Source organism: Arthrobacter sp. MOO21 (assembly GCF_057369995.2).
Window position 1 is genome coordinate 1,197,854 of record NZ_CM170671.2, and the last position, 21,378, is coordinate 1,219,231.

The 21,378-nt window shown below is 67.5% G+C and carries 18 protein-coding genes; 12 read left to right on the forward strand and 6 right to left on the reverse strand.

Annotation, left to right across the window (positions count from 1 at the left end; all coding sequences use genetic code 11):
* Positions 1-4: 4 nt before the first annotated feature.
* The 6 genes from gcvT (at position 5) to AC2JAJ_RS05505 (ending at position 7,026) form a co-directional block, all read left to right on the forward strand.
* Complete coding sequence (gcvT, locus tag AC2JAJ_RS05480) at positions 5-1,117, forward strand: glycine cleavage system aminomethyltransferase GcvT (RefSeq protein WP_486416587.1); 1,113 nt, start codon at positions 5-7, stop codon at positions 1,115-1,117.
* A gap of 45 nt (positions 1,118-1,162) precedes the next feature.
* Positions 1,163-1,546 carry a glycine cleavage system protein GcvH gene (gene gcvH / locus AC2JAJ_RS05485; RefSeq protein WP_221385317.1) on the forward strand — a complete coding sequence of 128 codons (384 nt, stop codon included), beginning with the start codon at positions 1,163-1,165 and terminating at the stop codon, positions 1,544-1,546.
* Positions 1,547-1,572: 26 nt separating this feature from the next.
* On the forward strand, positions 1,573-2,874 hold the full coding sequence (glyA, locus tag AC2JAJ_RS05490; RefSeq protein ID WP_486416586.1) for a serine hydroxymethyltransferase: 1,302 nt from the start codon (positions 1,573-1,575) through the stop codon (positions 2,872-2,874).
* Between the two features lie 319 nt (positions 2,875-3,193).
* A complete protein-coding gene (locus AC2JAJ_RS05495; protein ID WP_486416585.1) occupies positions 3,194-4,591 on the forward strand; it encodes an L-serine ammonia-lyase in 1,398 nt (465 codons plus the stop codon).
* Positions 4,592-4,604: 13 nt separating this feature from the next.
* Complete coding sequence (gene lipA, locus AC2JAJ_RS05500; protein WP_486416584.1) at positions 4,605-5,618, forward strand: lipoyl synthase; 1,014 nt, start codon at positions 4,605-4,607, stop codon at positions 5,616-5,618.
* A 91-nt stretch (positions 5,619-5,709) separates the two neighbouring features.
* The gene (locus tag AC2JAJ_RS05505) at positions 5,710-7,026 is read left to right on the forward strand and encodes an MFS transporter (RefSeq protein WP_486416583.1); all 1,317 of its coding nucleotides are present in this window, start codon (positions 5,710-5,712) and stop codon (positions 7,024-7,026) included.
* 47 nt (positions 7,027-7,073) lie between these two features.
* Here AC2JAJ_RS05505 and AC2JAJ_RS05510 read toward each other — a convergent pair whose 3' ends face one another.
* The 3 genes from AC2JAJ_RS05510 to AC2JAJ_RS05520 form a co-directional block, all read right to left on the reverse strand.
* Positions 7,074-9,419, reverse strand: a complete 2,346-nt coding sequence (locus AC2JAJ_RS05510) for a glycoside hydrolase family 65 protein (protein ID WP_486416582.1) — start codon at positions 9,417-9,419, stop codon at positions 7,074-7,076.
* Between the two features lie 149 nt (positions 9,420-9,568).
* Positions 9,569-10,306: an HAD family hydrolase gene (locus AC2JAJ_RS05515; RefSeq protein WP_486416581.1), complete on the reverse strand. Its 738-nt coding sequence runs from the start codon at positions 10,304-10,306 to the stop codon at positions 9,569-9,571.
* A gap of 203 nt (positions 10,307-10,509) precedes the next feature.
* Positions 10,510-11,127: an alpha/beta hydrolase gene (locus AC2JAJ_RS05520; protein ID WP_486416580.1), complete on the reverse strand. Its 618-nt coding sequence runs from the start codon at positions 11,125-11,127 to the stop codon at positions 10,510-10,512.
* A 169-nt stretch (positions 11,128-11,296) separates the two neighbouring features.
* Between AC2JAJ_RS05520 and AC2JAJ_RS05525 the strand changes: the two genes are divergently transcribed.
* From AC2JAJ_RS05525 to AC2JAJ_RS05545, 5 genes are all read left to right on the forward strand, one after another.
* Complete coding sequence (locus AC2JAJ_RS05525) at positions 11,297-11,548, forward strand: DUF6458 family protein (RefSeq protein WP_221385310.1); 252 nt, start codon at positions 11,297-11,299, stop codon at positions 11,546-11,548.
* 289 nt (positions 11,549-11,837) lie between these two features.
* Positions 11,838-12,644: a DeoR/GlpR family DNA-binding transcription regulator gene (locus AC2JAJ_RS05530; protein ID WP_473694900.1), complete on the forward strand. Its 807-nt coding sequence runs from the start codon at positions 11,838-11,840 to the stop codon at positions 12,642-12,644.
* On the forward strand, positions 12,641-13,633 hold the full coding sequence (locus AC2JAJ_RS05535; RefSeq protein WP_486416579.1) for a 1-phosphofructokinase family hexose kinase: 993 nt from the start codon (positions 12,641-12,643) through the stop codon (positions 13,631-13,633). Before AC2JAJ_RS05530 ends, AC2JAJ_RS05535 begins: the two co-directional genes overlap by 4 nt.
* 2 nt (positions 13,634-13,635) lie before the next feature.
* Positions 13,636-15,729: a PTS fructose transporter subunit IIABC gene (locus tag AC2JAJ_RS05540; protein ID WP_486416578.1), complete on the forward strand. Its 2,094-nt coding sequence runs from the start codon at positions 13,636-13,638 to the stop codon at positions 15,727-15,729.
* Positions 15,730-15,793: 64 nt separating this feature from the next.
* On the forward strand, positions 15,794-16,069 hold the full coding sequence (locus tag AC2JAJ_RS05545; RefSeq protein ID WP_221385306.1) for an HPr family phosphocarrier protein: 276 nt from the start codon (positions 15,794-15,796) through the stop codon (positions 16,067-16,069).
* Between the two features lie 149 nt (positions 16,070-16,218).
* On the opposite strand, the gene AC2JAJ_RS05550 is transcribed toward AC2JAJ_RS05545, so the two are convergent.
* From AC2JAJ_RS05550 to ku, 3 genes are all read right to left on the reverse strand, one after another.
* Positions 16,219-16,653, reverse strand: a complete 435-nt coding sequence (locus tag AC2JAJ_RS05550) for an SRPBCC family protein (RefSeq protein WP_486416577.1) — start codon at positions 16,651-16,653, stop codon at positions 16,219-16,221.
* Positions 16,650-17,495, reverse strand: coding sequence for a class I SAM-dependent methyltransferase (locus AC2JAJ_RS05555; RefSeq protein WP_486416576.1), 846 nt, complete (start codon positions 17,493-17,495; stop codon positions 16,650-16,652). Before AC2JAJ_RS05555 ends, AC2JAJ_RS05550 begins: the two co-directional genes overlap by 4 nt.
* 154 nt (positions 17,496-17,649) lie before the next feature.
* Entirely contained in the window at positions 17,650-18,753 is a 1,104-nt protein-coding gene (gene ku / locus AC2JAJ_RS05560) for a non-homologous end joining protein Ku (RefSeq protein WP_486416575.1), read from the reverse strand.
* A 40-nt stretch (positions 18,754-18,793) separates the two neighbouring features.
* Between ku and AC2JAJ_RS05565 the strand changes: the two genes are divergently transcribed.
* Positions 18,794-21,274 (forward strand): ATP-dependent DNA ligase, encoded by a 2,481-nt coding sequence (locus tag AC2JAJ_RS05565; RefSeq protein ID WP_486416574.1) that lies wholly within the window; start codon positions 18,794-18,796, stop codon positions 21,272-21,274.
* Positions 21,275-21,378 lie beyond the last annotated feature (104 nt).

Consider the following 21,378-nt stretch of genomic DNA (forward strand, 5'->3'; position numbering starts at 1 on the left):
CCCCATGACCGAGAACTACACGGCTCTCTACGAAGAGCACAAGAAGCTTGGCGCCTCCTTCACCGACTTCGGTGGCTGGCAGATGCCGCTGAAGTACAGCTCCGAACTGGCCGAACACCACGCCGTCCGGAACGCCGCCGGCCTGTTCGACCTCTCCCACATGGGCGAAGTCTGGGTGACCGGCCCCCAGGCCGGCGCCTTCCTGGACTACGCCCTGGTGGGCAAGTTGTCCGCTATCGCGGACGGCAAGGCCAAGTACTCGCTGATCTGCAACGCCGACGGCGGCATCATCGACGACCTCATCACGTACCGTTTCGGCGATGAGAAGTACCTGGTGGTTCCCAACGCGGGGAACGCACCCACCGTGGCCGCCGCCCTGGCAGAACGCGCTGCGAACTTCAATGTGACAGTGGAGGACGCTTCGGCCGCAACTTCGCTCGTCGCAGTCCAGGGACCCAAGGCCGAAGCCATCCTGCTCAAGCTCACGGATGAGTCCCAGCACGCCCTGGTCACCGGCCTGAAGTACTACGCGTTCAACGAAGTCACCGTGGCCGGCCACGATGTCATCCTGGCCCGCACCGGCTACACCGGTGAAGACGGCTTTGAGCTCTTCCTCCCGAATGAAGGCGCCGCTTCCCTGTGGGAGTCCGTTGCCCAGGCCGGGGAAGAGTTCGGCATTGTCCCCTGCGGCCTCGCATCCCGCGATTCGCTCCGCCTTGAAGCGGGCATGCCGCTGTACGGGAACGAGCTCTCGCTGGAGCGTTCACCCTTCGATGCCGGCCTGGGCCCTGTGGTGGCGCTCGCATCCAAGGAAGGCGACTTCGTGGGCCGGGCGGCACTTGAGGAGGCCAAGGAGGCCGGCCCCAAGCGCAAACTGGTGGGCCTGAAAGGTCATGGCCGCCGCGCCGGCCGTGGTGGCTACCCCGTCCTCAAAGACGGAAACGTGGTGGGCGAGGTGACCTCGGGCCAGCCCAGCCCCACCCTGGGATACCCGGTGGCACTGGCCTACGTCGACGTCGAGCACGCCGGGCTGGGCACCGCCCTGGACGTGGACCTGCGCGGCAAGGCCGAGCCCTTCGAAGTCGTCGCACTGCCCTTTTACAAGCGCCAAAAATAGCCCGGCGCGCCCGCACACCGAACCCCTAACTTAAGGAAACACACCATGGCTAAAGTTGCCGCTGAACTGAAGTACTCCGCCGAACACGAATGGATCGCCGCTGACGGCTCCGGCCCGTCCGTGGTGGGCGTGTCCGCTGTTGCCGCCGAGGCGCTGGGCGACATTGTGTACGTGGACCTGCCCGAGGTTGGTTCCACGGTGACCGCAGGCGAGACCTGTGGCGAGATTGAGTCCACCAAGTCCGTGTCCGACCTGTACTCCCCCGTGACCGGCGAGGTCACGGAGGTCAACGACGACGTGGTCAGCGACCCCGCCGTGATCAACAACGACCCCTACGGCGCCGGCTGGCTCTTCAAAGTCACCGTCACCGAAGAAGGCCCGCTGCTGTCTGCACAGGAATACGCCGAAGCAAACGGCGGCGAGCTGTGAGCGGCGCTTCATCTGCCGCGGGAACCGTGGCATTTGAACAGGTGGTGTCCCCCAGCCTGAACGAGGACCTGTCCGCGCTGGACCCCGAGATCGCCGCGAAGATCGACGACGAGCTCACCCGCCAGCGTGACGGACTGGAGATGATCGCCTCCGAGAACCACACCGCCGTCGCCGTGATGCAGGCGCAGGGTTCGGTGCTGACCAACAAGTACGCCGAGGGCTACCCGGGCAAGCGCTACTACGGCGGCTGCGAGCACGTGGACGTCATCGAACAGCTGGCCATCGACCGCGTGAAGGCACTGTTCGGCGCGGAGTACGCCAACGTCCAGCCGCACTCCGGCGCGCAGGCCAACGCCTCGGTGATGCATGCGCTGATCAAGCCGGGCGACACCATCATGGGACTGAACCTCGCCCACGGCGGCCACCTCACCCACGGCATGAAGATCAACTTCTCCGGCAAGCTCTACACAGTGGTCCCGTACGGCGTCCGCGAGGACACCCATACCGTGGACATGGCCGAAGTGGAGCGCCTGGCCCAGGAGCACAAGCCGGCGCTGATCGTGGCCGGCTGGTCCGCCTACGCCCGGCAGCTGGACTTCGCCGAATTCCGCCGGATCGCCGACTCCGTGGGTGCGTACCTGATGGTGGACATGGCCCACTTCGCCGGGCTGGTGGCCGCGGGACTGCACCCGTCGCCGGTGCCGCACGCGCACGTCACCACCTCCACCACGCACAAGACCCTCGCCGGTCCGCGCGGCGGCATCATCCTGACCAACGACGCCGACATCGCCAAGAAGATCAACTCCGCGGTGTTCCCGGGCCAGCAGGGCGGCCCGCTGGAACACGTGATCGCGGGCAAGGCCGTGGCGTTCAAGATCGCCGCGTCCGCAGAGTTCCGTGAGCGGCAGGAGCGCGTCCTGGCCGGCGCCCGGATCCTGGCTGACCGTCTGGTCCAGCCCGCCGTCAGTGCCAAGGGCATCAGCGTGGTGTCCGGCGGCACCGACGTGCACCTGGTCCTCGTTGACCTGCGGAACTGCGAACTCGACGGCCAGCAGGCCGAGGACCGGCTCGCCGCGATCGACATCACCGTCAACCGCAACGCCGTCCCCTTCGACCCGCGCCCGCCGATGGTCACCTCCGGCCTGCGGATCGGCACCCCGGCCCTGGCCACGCGGGGCTTCGGCGAGGACGCCTTCCGCGAGGTGGCGGACATCATCGCCGAAGCATTGACGGCCGACGCCGATGCGGACCTTTCCGGCCTGCGTCACCGCGTCGAGGCCCTCGCAAAAGCACACCCGCTCTACCCGTCAATCACCAACCTCGCCTAAGTGCTTCACCCTGGTTGCGTCCGCGTCGGCGGACCGGACATTTTCACGCGTGCATGGGCCCACGCCGTCAGGGTTCCCTGGCCGAGCTTGCGAGGTTAGGGAGACGGTGGGGAGCACGCTTTCGAAAAGTCCGGCTCCGCTGACGCTCGCGAGGTCCGTCGCTTAGGTGCGCGGCCTGGACGACTGGGCGGATTCCGGAGACGTGCGTCTAAGGGAGCGTCACGTCCGCTCAGCGGACGTCTTCGCGACCGAGCACGCGGAGGAATTCGGCCAGGCGCACCCAACCCCGCCACGAACTCTCTAGTTAGGAATACCCGTCATGGCTGTTGGAGTCTTTGATCTGTTTTCGATCGGGATTGGGCCCTCTTCTTCCCACACCGTGGGGCCGATGCGGGCTGCTGCCGTGTTCGCGGAGGAGCTGAAGGCTTCCGGGTTGCTGGCGGAGGTGGCGTCGCTGCGGGTGGATCTTTATGGGTCGTTGGCGGCGACTGGTCACGGGCATGGGACGATGACCGCAATCCTGCTGGGGTTGGAGGGGTTCCATCCGGAGCTGATCCTGCCGGAGGAGGTGGAGGAGCGGTTGGCCGCGATCGCGGAGACCGGGATCCTGAACCTGGCGGGCGCGGTGCCGCTGCCCTACGGCGTGCAGGACATGGTGCTGCGGCCGCTGACGGTACTGCCGCGGCACACCAACGGAATGACGTTCACGGTCTCCGACCCCGATGGCAACGTCCTCCACACCGCCACGTTCTTTTCGGTGGGCGGCGGGTTCATCGTCCGTGAAGGCGAAGAGGACGCGGCCCTGCAGGAGCTGGAGGAGTCGAAGAAGGAGCTGCCGCTGCCGTTCCGGACCGCCGCCGAACTGCTGGAGCACTGCCGGGACACCGGACTGGGGATCAGCGACATCATGTTCCTCAACGAGAAGTCCTCGCGGGATGAGGAGGAGATCCGCGCCGGCCTGCTGCACATCTGGTCCGTCATGGAGGCCTGCGTGCAGACCAGCCTCAAACGGACAGGACTGCTGCCCGGCGGGCTGAAGGTCCGGCGCCGGGCCCCGGACTGGCATGACCGCCTGCTCAAGGAGGACAAGGACCGGGACCCCAAGTACTGGCAGGAGTGGGTGAACCTGGTGGCCCTGGCGGTGAACGAGGAGAACGCCTCCGGCGGCAGGGTGGTCACCGCCCCGACCAACGGCGCCGCCGGCATCATTCCCGCCGTGCTGTTCTACGCCCTGCATTTCGCGCCCGGGATGGAGTCCGCCACGCAGGAGGACCGCGACGGTGTGGTGGTGAAGTTCCTGCTCGCCGCCGGCGCCGTCGGGGTGCTCTACAAGGAGCAGGCCTCGATCTCCGGGGCCGAGGTGGGTTGCCAGGGCGAGGTGGGATCCGCGTCGTCGATGGCCGCCGCGGGCCTGGCCGAGGTGATGGGCGGGACCCCGGCGCAGGTGGAGAACGCCGCGGAGATCGCGATGGAGCACAACCTGGGCCTGACCTGCGACCCGATTGGCGGGTTGGTCCAGGTTCCGTGCATCGAGCGGAACGCGATCGCCGCGGCCAAGGCGATCAACGCCGCCAAGATGGCGCTCTGGGGCGACGGCACCCACCGCGTCTCGCTGGACGAGGTCATCATCACGATGCGCGAAACCGGCAAGGACATGAGCGACAAATACAAGGAAACAGCGATGGGCGGCCTCGCCGTCAACGTCGTGGAATGCTAAGGAAAGAGTACCGATGACATTGGCACCTGAAGGCCGGAAGATGCTGCGGATCGAGCAGCGTAATGCTGCGGTTCCGGTCGAACGCAAGCCGGAGTGGATCAAGGCCAAGGTCCAGATGGGGCCCGAGTTCGTCGGGCTGAAGAACCTGGTCAAGAAGGAAGGCCTGCACACCGTCTGCGAAGAGGCCGGCTGCCCCAACATCTTCGAATGCTGGGAAGACAAGGAAGCGACCTTCCTGATCGGCGGCTCCGAATGCACCCGCCGCTGCGACTTCTGCCAGATCGACACCGGCAAACCCTCACCCCTGGACCGGTTCGAACCCACCAAGGTGGCCCGCTCCGTCCAATCCATGCAGCTGCGCTACGCCACCGTCACCGGCGTCGCCCGCGACGACCTCGACGACGAAGGCGTCTGGCTCTACGCCGAAACCGTCCGCAAGATCCACGAACTGAACCCCGGCACCGGCGTCGAACTGCTCATCCCCGACTTCTCCGGCAACCCCGACCACATCAAGGCGATCTGCGACTCCAGGCCCGAAGTCTTCGCCCACAACGTCGAAACCGTCCCCCGCATCTTCAAGCGCATCCGCCCCGCGTTCCGCTACGACCGCTCCCTGGACGTCATCACCCAGGGCCGCAACCACGGGATGGTCACCAAATCCAACCTCATCCTGGGCATGGGCGAAACCCGCGAAGAAATCTCCGAAGCCCTCCGCGACCTCCACGACGCCGGCTGCGACCTGATCACCATCACCCAGTACCTGCGCCCGTCCGAACGGCACCTGCCCGTGGACCGCTGGGTCAAACCCCAGGAATTCCTGGACCTGCAGCACGAAGCCGAAGACATCGGCTTCCTCGGCGTCATGTCCGGACCCCTGGTCCGCTCCTCCTACCGCGCCGGCCGCCTCTGGGCCACCGCCATGCGCAAAAAAGGCCGCGACATCCCCGCCGAACTCGCCCACATCGCCGAAGGCATCCAGGACTCCGGCACCACCCGCCAGGAAGCCAGCACCCTCCTCGCGGGATAATCCTGCGAAGAGGGTGCTGCCTGGTGCCGTGGGGACACCAGGCAGGACCGGCCGCAGCACGACCGCATAAACTGCCCCCTAAACTGGCCCTATGCCCACACCCAAAGCCTTGCGGCCCTTTGCCCATCGCGAGTACCGGGTGCTGATCGCGGCACTGGCCATCTCCATCTTCGGGTCCGGTATGTGGGCCGTTGCCATGGTGTACCAGGTGATGCGGCTCGGCGGCGGCCCGCTGGACCTGTCCCTGGTGGCCGCCGCCGGCAGTGCCGGCCTGGTGGCGTTCGTCCTGGCCGGCGGCATCGCGGCGGACAGGGTTCCGCAGCGGCGGCTCATCATCGCCGTGGAGGGCGCCAACCTCGCGGTGATCGCCGCCGTCAGCGGGCTGGCCATGGCGGGCTGGCTCCAGCTGTGGCATGTGGCGGTGGCCGCGTTCGTGCTGGGTGTCGGGGCCGCCTTCTTCTTCCCCGCCTACTCGGCCATCCTGCCGCGCATTCTTCCCGCGGAGGACCTGATGGCGGCCAACGGCATGGAGGGATCCATGCGCCCGGTCCTGCAGCAGGCGGCAGGCCCTGCGGTGGCGGGCGTCCTGGTGGCCGCCCTGTCACCCTCCCATGCGGTGACGGCCGTGGCCGCATGCCACCTCGCGGCCTTCGCCATCCTGAACTTCCTGCGCAGCGGGAAGCCTGGGAATCCCGCCCCCACCGCAGACGGCGAAGAAGCAGCGGACGGCGGGGACCGCCGTCGTCCGTCCTTCTTCCGGGACCTGCGCGAAGGCGTGGCCTACACGCTGGGCACCCCGTGGCTGCTGTGGACGCTGCTCTGGGCGTGCATCTCCGTGCTGTTCCTGATTGGCCCCATCGAGGTCCTGCTGCCGTTCGTGGTGCGCGACCAGCTCGGCGGTGATTCGAGCATGTTCGGGTTCCTGCTCGCCGTCATGGGCGTCGGCGCGGCCCTGGGCTCGCTGCTCACGGCGTCCTTCCGGCTGCCGCGGCGCTACCTCACGGTGATGATGGTGTCCTGGGGCGCGGGCAGCCTGCCGCTGGCCGCGATCGGCGCCATGGACAACTTCTGGGCCATCGGCGCGGCGCTGTTCGTTTTCGGCGCCACCGGCAGCGTGGGCATGGTCATCTGGGGGACGCTGCTGCAGCGGAGGGTTCCGCCGCACCTGCTGGGCCGGATTTCCAGCCTGGACTTTTTCGTGTCGCTGGCCCTGATGCCGGTGTCCATGGCCCTGGCCGGGCCGGCCGCGGCGGTCCTGCCCGTCTGGCTGATCTTCCTGGTGGCCGGCGGAGTGTGCCCCGTCATGGCCGTGGTGGCCCTGGCCGCTGCGCGGATGCCCCTGGACGAAGTGGCGCATCCGCTGGACGCTGCACCGGAGGCGGAACGCACGACGGCGGCAGGAGACTAAGGCGGCACGGCAGGGAAAAGCTGCCGCGCCGCCGTCGACCGTCCTGTTCAGCTGTTGCCGCGCACCACGGGGATGCTCGCCGTCGGCAGCCCGCTCGGGAACACGGTACGCACCGGTTCGGTGACCCGTTCCAGCGGCATCCGCGCAGGCTCACCGCCCACCAGGAGGCGCCGGCCGCGGACGTCAACCTCCAGCGGCTCGCCCTCCTGCACCGCAAGCGTGATGTCACCCGGTCCGAGCTGGACCCGCAGGAGCCGGCCACGGATCTTCAGGTGGAACGTCAGCCCCTCCCACTCGGCGGGCAGGCGCGGATCGAAGAACGGGACCGGGCCCTGGTCCCGCATGCCGGCGAACCCGCAGACCAGCGAGCTCCAGACGCCGCCGGTGGAGGCGATGTGCACACCGTCGATCGTGTTGCCGTGGGTATCGTCAAGGTCGATGAATGCAGCGTTGGTGAAGTGGTCCAGCGCTTCCCCGGAATAGCCCACCTCGGCCGCCATGATCCCCTGGACGCAGGCGGACAGGGTCGAGTCGCCGGTGGTGATGGGGTCGTAGAAGTCGAAGGCGCGGTGCTTTTCCTCCGCCGTGAAGTCCTGCCACTGCAGGAACATGGCCAGGACGGTGTCCGCCTGCTTGAGGACCTGGTGGCGGTAGATCACCAAGGGGTGGAAGTGCAGCAGCAGGGGATACTTCGACCGGGGTGTGGTCCAGTCCCACGCCTCCAGGGTCATGAAGTCGTTGTCCTGCGAGTGCACCTGCATCCGGTCATCGAACGGCAGCTGCATGCGGTTTGCGGCCGCCTCCCACAGCTGGCGCTCCTCCTGCGTTACTTCGGCGTGGTCCAGCGCGGCAGCGGCGCGCAAATTGAAGCGTGCCATGACGTTCGTGTACAGGTTGTCGTTTACTACGGCGGTGTACTCGTCCGGGCCGGTGACCCCATGGATGTGGAACAGCCCGTCCTTGCCGAAGAAGCCCAGGGAGATCCACATCCGGGCCGTCTCGATCAGCAGTTCGGCGCCCATCCCGTCGCGGAAGGCCCCATCCCCCGTTGCCCACAGGTACCTGTTGGTGGCGAAGGCGATGGCGGCGGCGATGTGGAACTGCGCGGTGCCCGCCGCGTAGTAGGCGCTGGCTTCGAGGCCGTTGATGGTGCGCCACGGGAAAAGGGCGCCGTCCACGCTCAGCTCCTTGGCCCGGATCTTGGCCTCGGGAAGCATGCCGTGCCGGAACTCCAGGACCTGCCGGGCGCCGTCGGGGTTCGTGTAGGTGAGGTAGGGCAGCAGGTACACCTCCTGGTCCCAGAAGTAGTGCCCCTCATAGCCCGATCCGGTGACGCCCTTGGCCGGGATGCCGGCAACGTCCGCACGGGCGGTAGCCTGCGCCAGCTGGAAGAGGTTCCAGCGGATGGCCTGCTGCAGCCCGGGGCCGCCGCCGTCCACCACAATGTCCGAGGTGGCCCAGTAGCCGCGGTAGTGCGCCTCGCTCTCGGCGAAGATATCCTGCACCGGACGGAGGCCTGCTTCGGCCATTTCGGCCGCGTCGGCGTCGAGGTCCTGGACTGCGCGGCCGGCTGCGTAGCTGACGCTCTTTTCCAGCCGGAACGGCGCATCGGCGTCCACGGCCAGGACGTAGCGCACGCTGCTGTCGTCCTGGTCCACGAGTGTCTCGAACGGCTGGTGCCCTGCGGAGGTCCAGTGCTCCACGGCGATGCCGACGCGCTGCTTGGATTCCGCGGCTTCCCAGGCCATGCGCAGGGAACCGTCGCCGCCATCCAGCCGCAGCGGCAGCAGGACGCGCCCGGCGTGGCGGCCTGCCCGCCGCGGATCGTGCACCGAGTGGTCTTCCACCGGCTGGTCCTGGCGGTTGATCACCGATGACGTGACATCCAGCGACACCTGCCGGTCCGTGGCCACTTCCAGCGAGATGCCCAGGCTCCCGCGGGACGCGAAGCCCACCGCCCGCCGCTCCGTGGTGGTCACGACAGCGCCGGACCGGCACTGCCAGGTGATCCGGCACTCGTAGATGCCGGTGGCGAAGTCAACGGAGCGCCGGTAGGCGAGCACCTCGGATTCGGCCAGCGTGAGGTTTTCCCCGTCCACCACCACCGTGAAGTTGTTGGCGTCCGGGATGTAGAGGATGCGCTGGCCGGTGCGCGCGAACCCGAACGCGTTTTCAGCGTGCTTGATGTCCCAGATTTCGTGCAGCCCGTTGATGAAGCTGCCTGGCAGTTCGGAGTCGGCCGCGGCCCAGTGGGCGCCGCGGATACCCAGATGCCCGTTGCCCAAGGCAAAGAGGGTTTCTAAAGTTCCCGCGCCGCCCGCTTCGTGGCGGGTTTCGAGGAGCTGCCAGGGGGTGTCGGGGAACCGTTCGCGGTCCGCGTTGAGAATAGCCATGGTGTTGGGGTCCTTTGGCCTTGCTGTCCTGCCGGTGGGGGCCGGCCGGGGTGCGTGTTGAAGACGGGGGTGGGGTGGGCGGGACGGTGCCCAGCGTGGGTACTGGGCGGGCCGCCCCGTTGTGGCTGCTGCGGGGGGAAGGCAGCGGTTTAGGGGATCAGCTCCTGGAGATCGCCGACCACCACGGTCGCGCCGGCGTCAAGGAGGGCCTGCCGGCCGGCGCCGCGGTCAACGCCGATGACGGAGTGGAACGATCCCGCCTGCCCGGCCTGTACGCCGGATACGGCGTCCTCGACCACCACGCAGTCCTCGCTGGACAAGTCCAGCAGTTGCGCGGCGTAGTCGTAGGTGGCGGGGCTGGGCTTGCCGGGAAGGCCCTGCTCCGCGGCCACCACTCCGTCCACCACCACGGGGAAGTGGCGGCTGAGGCCGGCCGCGGCCAGGACGGCGGGGGCGTTCCGGGAGGAAGATACGACGGCGACCTTGAGTCCGCGCGCCAGGGCGGCTTCGAGGAAACGCACGGACCCTTCGAACGGTTCGACGCCGTCGCCCACGATGTCATTGAAGATGCGGTTCTTCCGGTTGCCCAGGCCCTGGACGGTTTCGTTCGCGGGGTCGTCGTCCAGCGGGCCCTCCGGAAGCGTAAGCCCGCGGGATGACAGGAAGTCCCGCACTCCGTCAAAGCGGGGTTTGCCGTCGATGTGGTCGAAGTAGTCGCTCTCGCTGTAGCCACGGACCTGGGGGTGGGAGGCCAAGTAGCCTCCGAACAGTTCCTGCCAGGCGCGCTCATGCACGGCGGCCGTGGGGGTCAGCACTCCGTCCAGGTCGAACAGGATCCCCGCCGCCCCGGTCCAGACGGCGGCATGGGGTGAGGATTGCTGTGTCATCGGCAGTGCGTTGTCCTTTCAATGTGCGGATGGCCGGCCCCGCCGGGGCAGCCAGCGGAGGAGCCGGTAGACAACATGCACACGGCATTGCCTCCTTCATCCGCCCGCTGCAGGACCGATCATGACCGTAGGAAAGTGTAAGCGCTTACAAATTTGGCGTGCAACTGTTTTTTCCGCCCGTGCCACTGCAGGCGGCCGGGGAGTCAGCGGAGCACGTAGTGGCGCAGGAATGCGCTGACATCCACCATCTCCGTTTTGGACATGGCGTGCCCCATTCCGGGGTAGGTGCGGGCCGTCAGCCGCGTGTTCTTCTCCAGCCATTCGGCGGTGTAGGCGACGGCGTCCTCGTTGATCACCAGGTCCGCTTTATCCCGCCCCCAAAAGAACGGCGGCTTCACGTCGAACGAATCCGTCATGGTGAGCAGCTCGTTGTTGAGCACGAAGCCCGACAGGCCCACCACGGCCCGGTACTCCTCCGGGTGCAGCCGCAGGAGGGTACTGGCCATGGCCATGCCCTGCGAGTATCCCATCAGCGTGACGCTGCTGTGCTGGTCCTTGACGGAGTTGATCCACCCCTGCACGGCGTTCGCCGCAGCGATGACGTCCGCAAAGTCGTTGGCCAGGAAGTAATCCAGCAGGAACCAGCCCCAATGGTCGCCGATGGGCATGGGAGCCCTCAGGGCGGCAAACGTGAACTCCTGCGGCAGGTATTCAAAGAGCCGGACCATCCGTGACTCATCAGTGCCGTAGCCATGCATCATCACCAGCAAGGGCGTGCCGGCACGCTGGCCTTCGGGCCTGGACCACACAACTGTTTCCACCGGATCAGCCTAACGAGGGATAACGGTCCAGCCACGGTCATTGAAACCACCGATACCGGGAGGTAGCGTGGCGATTGATAGACAGCAGGCTTAGCAGTGGCAGTGTACGCAACACCTACAGGCAGCACCCACCCAGCGCCGCGCAGCACGCGGCCGTAAGGAGCAAGTCATGAGAATCGGCTCGTCAATCTTCCTCATCGCCCTCGGTGCCATCCTCGCTTGGGCCGTGGCCCCGGGCCTGATCCCGTTCATTGACCAGCAACTGGTGGGGTACATCCTGATGGCCGTCGGCGTTATCGGGCTCATCGCCTCGCTCATCCTCGCCTCCCCCAGCCGGCGCCGGGTGAGTGAGTCCCGTTCCGCCATCGACCCCAACACCGGCGAGCGCATCACCCGGCACGAAACCCGCGACGGCATTTAGCCAGGCAGACGGCGGCGGGAAGCTGCACCCCGATTGATCCCGCAGAGCCGGGCTGTTGCCTTGATGGCTCCAGCCCGGCTTTTTCCATGCCCGCACAGAGGGTCTTTGGGCGGACATGAAGGAGTAAACGGCAGGAAATCCCGGCAGGCGTGCGAAAACCCGCCCCCGGGGTACCGGATTTTGTTTCATGTTGGTTTCCATTGACAAACCAACAGAAGCAAAGATAAAGTCAAGTAACTCAACATCAGAGTGATCCAGGTCACGAGAGCAGCTACGCAACGGAGGGTACGTGTTCGCCGAGGAGCGCCAGCAAAAGATTGCCGAGCTTGTGGCCGGCAGTGGCCGGGTCAGCGTGACCCTGCTGGCCGAGCGCTTCCGCATCACTACCGAAACTGTCCGCCGGGACCTGGCAACCCTGGAAAGCGCAGGAACCGTGCGCCGCGTCCACGGGGGCGCAGTGGCGGCGGACCGTTTCAGCACCACCGAGGAAAGCGTGACGGAGCGCGCCATCCAGCGTCCGGAACAGAAGATCCGGATTGCCGAAGCCGCGCTTGCCCTGATCCCCCGCAACGCTCCTGCCAGTGTGCTGGTCGACGGCGGCACCACCACCGAGGTGCTCGCGGACCTGCTCGCCCGGCAGACCGCCGTCGAGCCCGCAGAGGGCAACGGGACCCGGCCGGAACTGGTGGTCATCACCCATGCGGTGCCCATCGCCAGCAAGCTCTCCACTGTTCCCGGCATCGCGCTGCAGATCCTGGGCGGCCGTGTACGCGGAATCACCCAGGTGGCCGTGGGCCAGGCAACCGTCGACGCCGCTGCCAGGCTCCGGCCGGACATCGCCTTCATCGGCACGAACGGCATCCACGCCAGCTTTGGCGTCAGCACTCCCGATCCCGAGGAAGCCGCCGTCAAGGCAGCTTTCGTTCAGTCGGCACGCCGCATTGTGGTGCTGGCCGACTCCTCCAAGCTGGACACGGAAACCCTGGTCCAGTTCGCCTCCCTGAAAGATCTGGACACCTTGATTACAGACAGCGAACCCGGACCTGAACTCGCAGCCGCCCTGGAAGAGGCCGGCGTGGACGTGGTGATCGCATGATCGTCACCTTCACGGCCAACCCCAGCCTGGACCGTACCGTCGCCCTGCCGGGTCCGCTGCAGCGCGGCGAGGTCCAGCGGGCGGTCTCCGTCAGCCAGGAATCCGGCGGCAAGGGCGTCAACGTCTCCCGGGCGCTGGTGGCCTCCGGCCTCGAATCCTTGGCAGTCCTCCCCGGCGCGGACAACGATCCCGTCCTTGCCGGGCTGCGGGAGCAGGCGGTGCCTTTCGTGTCCCTTCCCATCGATGAGACGCTGCGCACCAACGTGGCACTCACCGAGCCCGGCGGCGTGACCACCAAGATCAACGAACCCGGGCCCGTGCTCGACGAAAACGAGCAGGAAGCCCTCCTCAAGCTGCTGGTGGAAAGCTCGCGCGGCGCCAGCTGGGTGGTCCTGGCCGGCTCCCTGCCGCCCGGCTTCCCCGGGGACTTCTACGCGACGGCGGCCCGCCGCCTGCGTTCCTCCGCCGACGGCGCATCCTCGGCACGTACGCCACTGATCGCCGTCGACTCGTCCGGACTGCCCCTCGCCGCCGCCCTCACCGGCGGCCCGGAGGGTATGCCGGACCTCCTCAAGCCCAACGCCGAAGAACTGGCGGAACTGGCCGCAGCCACCGGTTTCGCCCCGGCCACCGGCGACGAACTGGAAGCGGACCCGGCAGCTGCCGCCGCAGCCGCAGCCGCCGTCGTCCGTTCAGGTGTGGGTGCTGTGCTGGCAACTCTCGGATCCAAGGGAGCTGTCCTGGTAACAGCCGACGGCGCGTGGCTGGCCACGCATCCGCCGGTCTCCGCGGTCAGTACCGTCGGCGCGGGCGACTCCGCCCTGGCCGGCTACCTGCTCGCCCACGGCCAGGGCGCGGCCCCGGCCGACTGCCTTCGTCAGGCGGTGGCCCACGGTGCCGCCGCTGCCTCGCTGCCGGGTTCCACTGTTCCGGCAGTACACCAAACCACCCCGGATGCCGTAACCATCACGGCCCTTCGAAAGGATTGACAGTGACTCAGCTCATCACCACGGAACTGGTCGAGCTCGACCAGAACCTGGGCAACGCGCCCGAGACGGTGATCCGGCATCTGGCAAGCAAGGTAGCTGCCACCGGACGCGCATCAGAAGTGGAGGGCCTCTTCGCCGACGCCTTCGCCCGCGAGCAGAAGACCGCCACGGGCATCCCCGGCGGCATCGCCATCCCGCACTGCCGCTCGGCCGCCGTCACGGTGCCCACCCTGGCCATGGCACGCCTGAACCCGAAGGTGGACTTCGGCGCCAAGGACGGCCCTGCCGACCTCGTGTTCTTCATCGCCGCGCCCGACGGGGCCGACCAGGAACACCTGAAGCTGCTCTCAAAGCTGGCGCGGTCACTCATCAAAAAGGACTTCACCGCTGCCCTGCGCAACGCGTCCTCCGAGGCTGAGATCGTCGAGCTCGTCGACGGCGCCCTGGCGGACAAGCCGGCGGCCCACGCCGCAGCCGCCCCCGCTGATGCGGTACCGGTCGGCGCGAGCGTCGGCGCAGGTTCTGCCCCGGCGGCCGCCACCACCGGCGAGGCTCCGGCAGGTTCCGCCGCCCGCGGCCCCAAGCGCCTCGTCGCCGTGACTGCCTGCCCCACCGGCATCGCGCACACCTACATGGCCGCCGATTCCCTGGTGGCAGCAGCCAAGGAAGTCGGCGTGGACCTGCAGGTGGAGACCCAGGGCTCCTCCGGTGCCAAGGCACTGGACCCTGCCGTCATCGCCGCAGCGGACGCCGTAATCTTTGCCGTCGACGTGGACGTTCGCGGCAAGGAACGTTTCGCCGGCAAGCCCGTGGTCAACGCACCGGTCAAGCGCGGCATCGACGAACCGGACAAGATGGTCCAGGAAGCCCTCGCCGCGGCCGACAACCCCAACGCCCGCCGCGTCCCGCACTTCGGTGCGGAGGAGCAGGCCGAGCACGAGGCCGAGGAAAAGGGCGAGCACATCGGCCAGAAGCTCAAGAAGGCCCTGCTCACCGGTGTCAGCTACATGATTCCGTTCGTGGCTGGCGGCGGCCTGCTGATCGCCCTCGGCTTCCTCATGGGCGGCTACCTGATCACCAAGTACGCGGACACCATCGTGGTCCAGAACAGCCTCTTCAACCTGCCTACCGAATTCCCTGAGAATGCCTGGGGCCCGCTGGGTGCCTACCTCGGCGCCGTGCTGTTCAAGATCGGTGCCCTGTCCCTTGGCTTCCTTGTTCCTGCGCTGGCCGGCTACATCGCGTACGCCATCGCAGACCGTCCCGGCATCGCCCCCGGCTTCGTCGCCGGTGCTGTTGCCGGGTTCATGGGAGCCGGCTTCCTTGGCGGAATCGTCGGCGGCCTGCTCGCCGGCTACATCGCCCACGTGGTGGGCCGCCTGCAGGTGGCACGCTGGCTGCGCGGCCTGATGCCCGTCGTCATCATCCCGCTGCTGGCCTCCCTGGTGGCGTCCGGCCTGATGTTCCTGATCCTTGGCGGCCCGATCGTCGCCATCACCAACGGCCTGAACGGCTGGCTCTCCGGCCTCACCGGCGCAGGCGCCATTGCCCTCGGCGTGATCCTCGGCCTGATGATGTGCTTCGACCTCGGCGGCCCGGTCAACAAGGTTGCCTACTCCTTCGCCGTCGCCGGCCTGGGCGCCGCCACCATCGACAACCAGGCCCCGTGGCAGATCATGGCAGCGGTCATGGCGTCCGGCATGGTTCCCCCGCTGGCCATGGCGCTGGCTTCGACCGTCCTGAACAAGAAGCTGTTCAGCCTCGCCGAGCAGGAAAACGGCAAGGCAGCCTGGCTGCTGGGTGCCTCCTTCATCTCCGAAGGCGCCATCCCGTTCGCCGCGGCGGACCCGCTGCGCGTCATCCCTGCCAGCATGCTGGGCGGCGCCGTCACCGGAGCCATTTCGATGGCTGCAGCTGTGGGTTCGAAGGCCCCGCACGGCGGCATCTTCGTCTTCTTCGCCATCGACAACTTCGTGATGTTCGTCGTCTCGATCGCCGTCGGAACCGTCGTCACGGCACTGTCCGTGATCGCCCTCAAGCGCTGGGCAGTGAAGAAGACCGTTGATACGGTTGAACCGGTTCCCGTAACCGCCTGAGCCGGTCCCACCCACCTACCTTCCGGTGCTGAAACATCAGCCGCCGAACGACAAAGGAGCAAAAATGCCAGAACGCACCGCAACCGTCGCCAGCCGCGTGGGCCTGCACGCACGCCCCGCCGCCATCTTCGCAGAGGCTGCAGGCGAGTTCGACCTGGACATCACCATCGCCCGTGAAGGCGAGCCCGCGGACGAGGCCATGGATGCCGCCAGCATCCTGTCCCTCATGAGCCTGGGCGCCGAGCACGGCGACGTGGTGGTCCTCCGCGCCGAAGGTGCGGGTGCGGACGACGCTCTGGAACGCCTGGTGCAGATCCTGGAAACGGACCACGACGCCTAGTAGCGCTTAACGCACTGACCAGCCGGCCGCCGTCGGGCGCCTTCCCACCAGGGAAGTGCCCGACGGCGGCTGCTTGGCTTAAGCGGCGCCCCCACCACTGGCGCGTCCACCCAACTGGGCCAGCCGGGCCCCAACTGGATCAGCCGGGGTCAGCCGCGTTCGGCGAGCGCCTTGACGTCGCCCACGAGCTTGTCCCACATGGCCTTGGAATGGGCGGCGGCCTCGGGGGTGGGGTTGTTGTCCTGGGCGAGCGTCAGCCGGGTGGCGCCGCCCTGGTCCTCAAGGGTCCACTCCAGCGTGTGGTAGTTCTCCGGCTTGTCCTCCTGGCCGGACATGGGGCTGAAGTGGGTGTAGACCAGCTTCCGGCCCGGGACGATGTCCCTGATTTCGCCCTTGTCCTGGAACGGCTTGCCCTCCCACTCGCCCTGCCAGGTGATCGGGCTTCCCACTTTCCAGTCGGTCTGCACCTCGGCCCCGAACATGAACTCCTTCACCGCCGCCGGGTCGGTGATCACCTCCCAGACGCGGCCGGGCGGGGCTTCGATGGTCGTCGTGGAGGTTGCCACATGGTCTTCCGGCATCATGATGCCTTCCGTGCCGTGAACAGCAGGTACTCCCATTCCATCTGGAACGGGACGTCACCGTGGGCGTCGCCGAACGAGTCGGCGAGCTCAGTGAGGGCCTTGTCCAGCGCCGCGGCCTTCTCCTTGTCGTCACCCAGAGACTTATAGACGGAGATCATGGGGCCGTAGTGGGATTTGAAGTACCGGACAAAGTCGGCGGGCTGGTGGAAGCTACGGACCGCCAGGTTCTGTTTCCGGGTGTGGACATCGGTAATCCGGCTGCCCAGCAGGCCACGGACATGCTCTTCATTCCCCCAGAGCGGCGCGGGCTCGGCACCCGGCGGGGGTGGCGGCGTAAAAGGCTTCATCCCGGTGAACATCTGCCCGACGAATCCTTCCGGCGTCCAGCACAGCAAGCCGATGCTGCCTCCCGGCTTGCACACCCGCAGCAGCTCGTCCGCTGCCTTCTGGTGGTGGGGCGCGAAGGCCACGCCGATACAGGACATCACGGCGTCGAACTCGCCGTCCCCGAACGGCAGGGCCTCCGCGTCGCCTTCCTGCCACTCCAGGCTGACGCCCCGGTTGGCCGCCTCCCGCCGTCCTGCCTCGAAGAGTTCCGGGGTGAGGTCGCTGGCCACCACTGAGGCGCCCATCATTGCCGCGGGAATGGCGGCGTTTCCAGTTCCTGCCGCCACGTCCAGGACGCGCTGCCGCGGCTTGATCCCGCAGGCCTCAACCAGGACAGCCCCCAGTTCCAGGAGCATTTCGTCCGCAAGGGCCGGGTAGTCTCCCGAGGCCCACATCGCCCGGTGCTTCCTCTTGAGCTCCCGGTCCGCCTCCACCGTGCTGGTCTGGTCGTCCATGCCCGCGCCCCTTTACGTGTCCGTTCAATGAATGTCAGCACGCTGTTGGCACAGCGGAGGCTGTGATGCGACCCATTGTGGACGCGCCCCGTCACGCTGTAAAGGGACGCGGCCCCCTGTAAAGGGGACGGCCACTGACAGCGGGACAGCAGGATCAGGCCGGCTTGCGCGCCCTGGTGGTCTTGGCTGCCGGCTTGGCTGCGGTCTTGGTTCCGGCGGTCTTGGTCTCTGCTGTTTTGGAAGCCGTCGACTTGGAGGCGGCCGCTTTGGAGGCTGTGGACGTGGACTTCGCGGAAGACGTGCCGGCCGCAGCCTTTCCATCGTCCGACTTCGAAGCTGCAGTCTTCGAAGCTGCAGTCTTCGAGGCAGCCGCCCTGGTCCCGGTCTTGCGGGCCGGTTTGGCGGGGGCTTCCTCCTCGTCCCCGGTGTCCGCTTCGTCCCCGGCTGCCCCGCTTGCGGCAGCTTCCCCGCCGCTGCGCTTCCGGTCCAGGCTGCGTTTCAGGGCCTCCATCAGGTCGATGACCTCGCCCTTGCCGCCCTGCCCGGCTTCCACCCCGAACGTTTCCCCGGTGTCCAGCGATTCGCCCTGCTCCAGCTTGGCGTCGATGAGCTGGCGGAGCTGCACCTGGTAGTCGTCCGTGAAGGCGGCGGGGTCGAAGTCGGCCGCCATGGATTCCACGAGCGCGGCGGACATGTCGCGTTCCTGCGCGGAAATCCTGATCGCGGCGTCGAGGGAGGGGAAGCTGGCTTCGCGCACTTCGTCGGGCCACAGGAGCGACTGCAGCACCAGGACGTCGTCCTTGATCCGGAGGGCCCCCAGCCGGGTCTTCTCCCGCAGCGCAAACTGGACAATGGCCACGCGGTCCGTGTCCTCAAGCGCCCGGCGCAGCAGCACGTAGGCTTTGGGCGATTTGGAGTCCGGTTCCAGGTAGTAGCTCTTTTCGAACATCATGGGTTCGAGCTGCTCGGACGGGACGAACTGCACCACTTCGATCTCATGGCTGTTCTCGGCCGGGATCGCCTTGAGCTCATCCTTGGTGAGGACCACCGTCCGGCCGTCCTCCTCGAACGCCTTATCGATGTCCGAGTAGTCGATCACCTCGCCGCAGACCTCGCACCGCCGCTGGTAGCGGATCCTGCCACCATCTGCGTTGTGAACCTGGTGCAGACTGATGTCATGATCCTCAGTGGCGCTGTAGACCTTCACAGGCACGTTGACCAGCCCAAACGCGATGGCACCTTTCCAGATGGCTCTCATTACTACAGTCAACAGCACACCGGGCCGGAGGTGAAGCCCCATGGCGGCCGCTAGGGAGCGCGTCATGGTTGCGGGGCGTGAACTGACCCTGACCAACCTCGACAAAATCATCTACCCGGAGACCGGCACCACCAAGGCGGATGTGCTGGCCTACTACGCCGCAGTGGCCCATGTGCTGATTCCGGCGGCGGCGAACCGGCCGGCCACGCGGAAGCGGTGGGTCAACGGCGTGGGCACGGCGGACAAGCCCGGTGAGGTGTTCTTCCAGAAGGACCTCGAAGATTCCGCCCCCGGCTGGCTGCCGCGTGTAGGTATCACGCACAAGGACCGGACCATCTACTACCCCATGGTCAACGACGCCGCCACACTGACCTGGTTCGGCCAGATCAACTCCCTGGAGGTCCATGTCCCCCAGTGGCGGGTGGACTCGCACGGCAACCAGCTGAACCCGGACCGGCTGGTGCTGGACCTGGACCCCGGCGAGGGGGCGGGCCTGGCCGAATGCCGCGAGGTTGCCCTCCTGGCCCGCGCCATCCTGCAGGACGTCGGGCTGGACCCGGTCCCCGTCACCAGCGGCAGCAAGGGAATCCACCTCTACGCCGCCCTGGATGGAACCCAGACCTCGGACCAGGTCTCCGCCTTCGCGCGTGAGTTGGCACGGGCCCTTGAGGCCGACCACCCGGACCTCGCCGTCAGCGACATGAAAAAGACCCTGCGCACGGGCAAGGTGCTCGTTGACTGGAGCCAGAACAACGCTGCAAAAACCACGATTGTCCCGTACTCCCTGCGTGGCAGGCCCACGCCCACGGTCGCCGCGCCGCGCACCTGGCGCGAGATCGGCTCGGCCGGGCTCAGGCACCTGGACTATCAGGAGGTGCTGCGGCGGGTGCGGGACGGCAAGGACCCGTTTGCCGCCGTCGTCAACGCAGCGCCCGGCGCCGCGCAGCATGGCCACGGGAAGGACGACGGCGATCCCCGCCTGGGCAAGTACCGCGCCATGCGCGATCCCGGGGCAACGCCCGAGCCCTTCGCCGGGATCCCCACCGGCGGCAACAGCTTTGTCATCCAGGAACACCACGCCTCCCGCCTGCACTGGGACCTGCGGTTGGAGCATGAGGGGGTCCTGGTGTCGTGGGCACTTCCGAAGGGCGTCCCGGAATCCGGCGGCAAGAACCACCTGGCCGTCCAAACCGAGGACCATCCCATGGATTACCTCACCTTCCACGGAACGATTCCCAAGGGGCAGTACGGGGCAGGCGAGATGAGCATCTGGGACACCGGAACCTACGAACTGCACAAATGGATCAACGGCAAGGAAGTCATCGTCACCCTCACCGGGTCCGAGGGCGGCGGGCTGGGCGGGACCAGGAAGATTGCCCTGATCCACACCGGGCGCGGGCAGGGCAAGGACGCCGAAAGCCAATGGCTGATCCACCTGATGGACAAGGAGCAGCCAGGCGCACGACGACGGGCGGCACCGGCGGCGCAGGAGCCCGGGGACGGCGGCGAAGCGCCTGCACCCGACGCCGAGGACGAGATGCCGGCCGCTGCGGCGGCCGTGGACCCGCTGGAGTTCCGTCCCATGATGGCCACCTCCGGGACCACCGCCGACCTGCAGGGCAGCAGCTGGCAGTACGAACTCAAATGGGACGGGGTCCGGGCCGTCCTGGTGGGCGACGGGGAGAAAGTCCGGATCTTCAGCCGCAACGGCAACGACGTCACGCGCACCTATCCGGAGTTCACCGATCCGGAATGCTGGCCGCGGAAACCGTTCGTGGCGGACGGGGAGATCATCGCCCCCGGCCCCGGTGGCAGGCCCGACTTCGGGCTGCTCCAGGGCCGGATGAAGCTCACCCGCGCCGCCGACGTCGCGAAGGCCCGTGCGGCCATCCCGGTCCAGCTGATGCTCTTCGACCTGCTCTTCAGCGGCGGAAAGGACCTCCGGCGGCTGCCACTGGCCAGGCGGCGCCAGCAGCTGGAGGAGTTCTTCGCGCCCTCCGGCTGCCCCGTGGAACTCTCCCCCGTACTGGACGAGCCCGTCCGGCACCTCCTCGACAGTGCGCAGGAACTGGGGCTCGAAGGCGTGATGGCCAAGCGGACGGACAGCCGTTACGTCAGCGGCCAGCGGACGCGCACCTGGATCAAGCTGAAGACGGAGCAGACCCAGGAAGTGGTAGTGGGCGGCTGGCGTCCGGGAAAGGGCGGGCGCGAGGACACGGTGGGCTCGCTGCTGGTGGGTATCCCTGACGGCGACAAGCTGCAGTACGTGGGCCGGGTGGGCAGCGGCTTCAGCACGCGCGAACTCACTGAACTGCGGCAGACCGTGGAGCGCCTGGGCCGGAAGACCTCACCGTTCCACGACGTACCCCGCCCGGACTCGGCGGACGCGCACTGGGTGGCTCCGGAACTGGTGGGCGAGGTGACGTACGGCGAGTGGACCGGCCCGGGGCGGCTGCGGCACCCCCGCTGGCGTGGCTGGCGGCTCGACAAGGACCCGTCGGAGGTGGTCCGCGAGGGGTGACTGCGTGTTGTCGAAGCGCAAAGCACCCCGTGAAGCGCAAATTACCTGGCGCGTACCGAATATCGGGGCGCCAGGTAACTTGCGTGTCGCCTGCGGTTTTGCGG

Excerpts from the sequence above, each read along its gene's own strand:
- AC2JAJ_RS05495 (WP_486416585.1), top strand. The coding sequence starts at position 3,194 with ATGGCTGTTGGAGTCTTTGATCTGTTTTCGATCGGGATTGGGCCCTCT.
- AC2JAJ_RS05505 (WP_486416583.1), top strand. The coding sequence starts at position 5,710 with ATGCCCACACCCAAAGCCTTGCGGCCCTTTGCCCATCGCGAGTACCGG.
- ku (WP_486416575.1), bottom strand. The coding sequence starts at position 18,753 with ATGAGAGCCATCTGGAAAGGTGCCATCGCGTTTGGGCTGGTCAACGTG.
- AC2JAJ_RS05565 (WP_486416574.1), top strand. The coding sequence starts at position 18,794 with ATGGCGGCCGCTAGGGAGCGCGTCATGGTTGCGGGGCGTGAACTGACC.
- AC2JAJ_RS05550 (WP_486416577.1), bottom strand. The coding sequence starts at position 16,653 with ATGATGCCGGAAGACCATGTGGCAACCTCCACGACGACCATCGAAGCC.
- gcvH (WP_221385317.1), top strand. The coding sequence starts at position 1,163 with ATGGCTAAAGTTGCCGCTGAACTGAAGTACTCCGCCGAACACGAATGG.
- gcvT (WP_486416587.1), top strand. The coding sequence starts at position 5 with ATGACCGAGAACTACACGGCTCTCTACGAAGAGCACAAGAAGCTTGGC.
- AC2JAJ_RS05525 (WP_221385310.1), top strand. The coding sequence starts at position 11,297 with ATGAGAATCGGCTCGTCAATCTTCCTCATCGCCCTCGGTGCCATCCTC.
- AC2JAJ_RS05545 (WP_221385306.1), top strand. The coding sequence starts at position 15,794 with ATGCCAGAACGCACCGCAACCGTCGCCAGCCGCGTGGGCCTGCACGCA.
- AC2JAJ_RS05510 (WP_486416582.1), bottom strand. The coding sequence starts at position 9,419 with ATGGCTATTCTCAACGCGGACCGCGAACGGTTCCCCGACACCCCCTGG.
- AC2JAJ_RS05555 (WP_486416576.1), bottom strand. The coding sequence starts at position 17,495 with ATGGACGACCAGACCAGCACGGTGGAGGCGGACCGGGAGCTCAAGAGG.
- AC2JAJ_RS05515 (WP_486416581.1), bottom strand. The coding sequence starts at position 10,306 with ATGACACAGCAATCCTCACCCCATGCCGCCGTCTGGACCGGGGCGGCG.
- AC2JAJ_RS05535 (WP_486416579.1), top strand. The coding sequence starts at position 12,641 with ATGATCGTCACCTTCACGGCCAACCCCAGCCTGGACCGTACCGTCGCC.
- lipA (WP_486416584.1), top strand. The coding sequence starts at position 4,605 with ATGACATTGGCACCTGAAGGCCGGAAGATGCTGCGGATCGAGCAGCGT.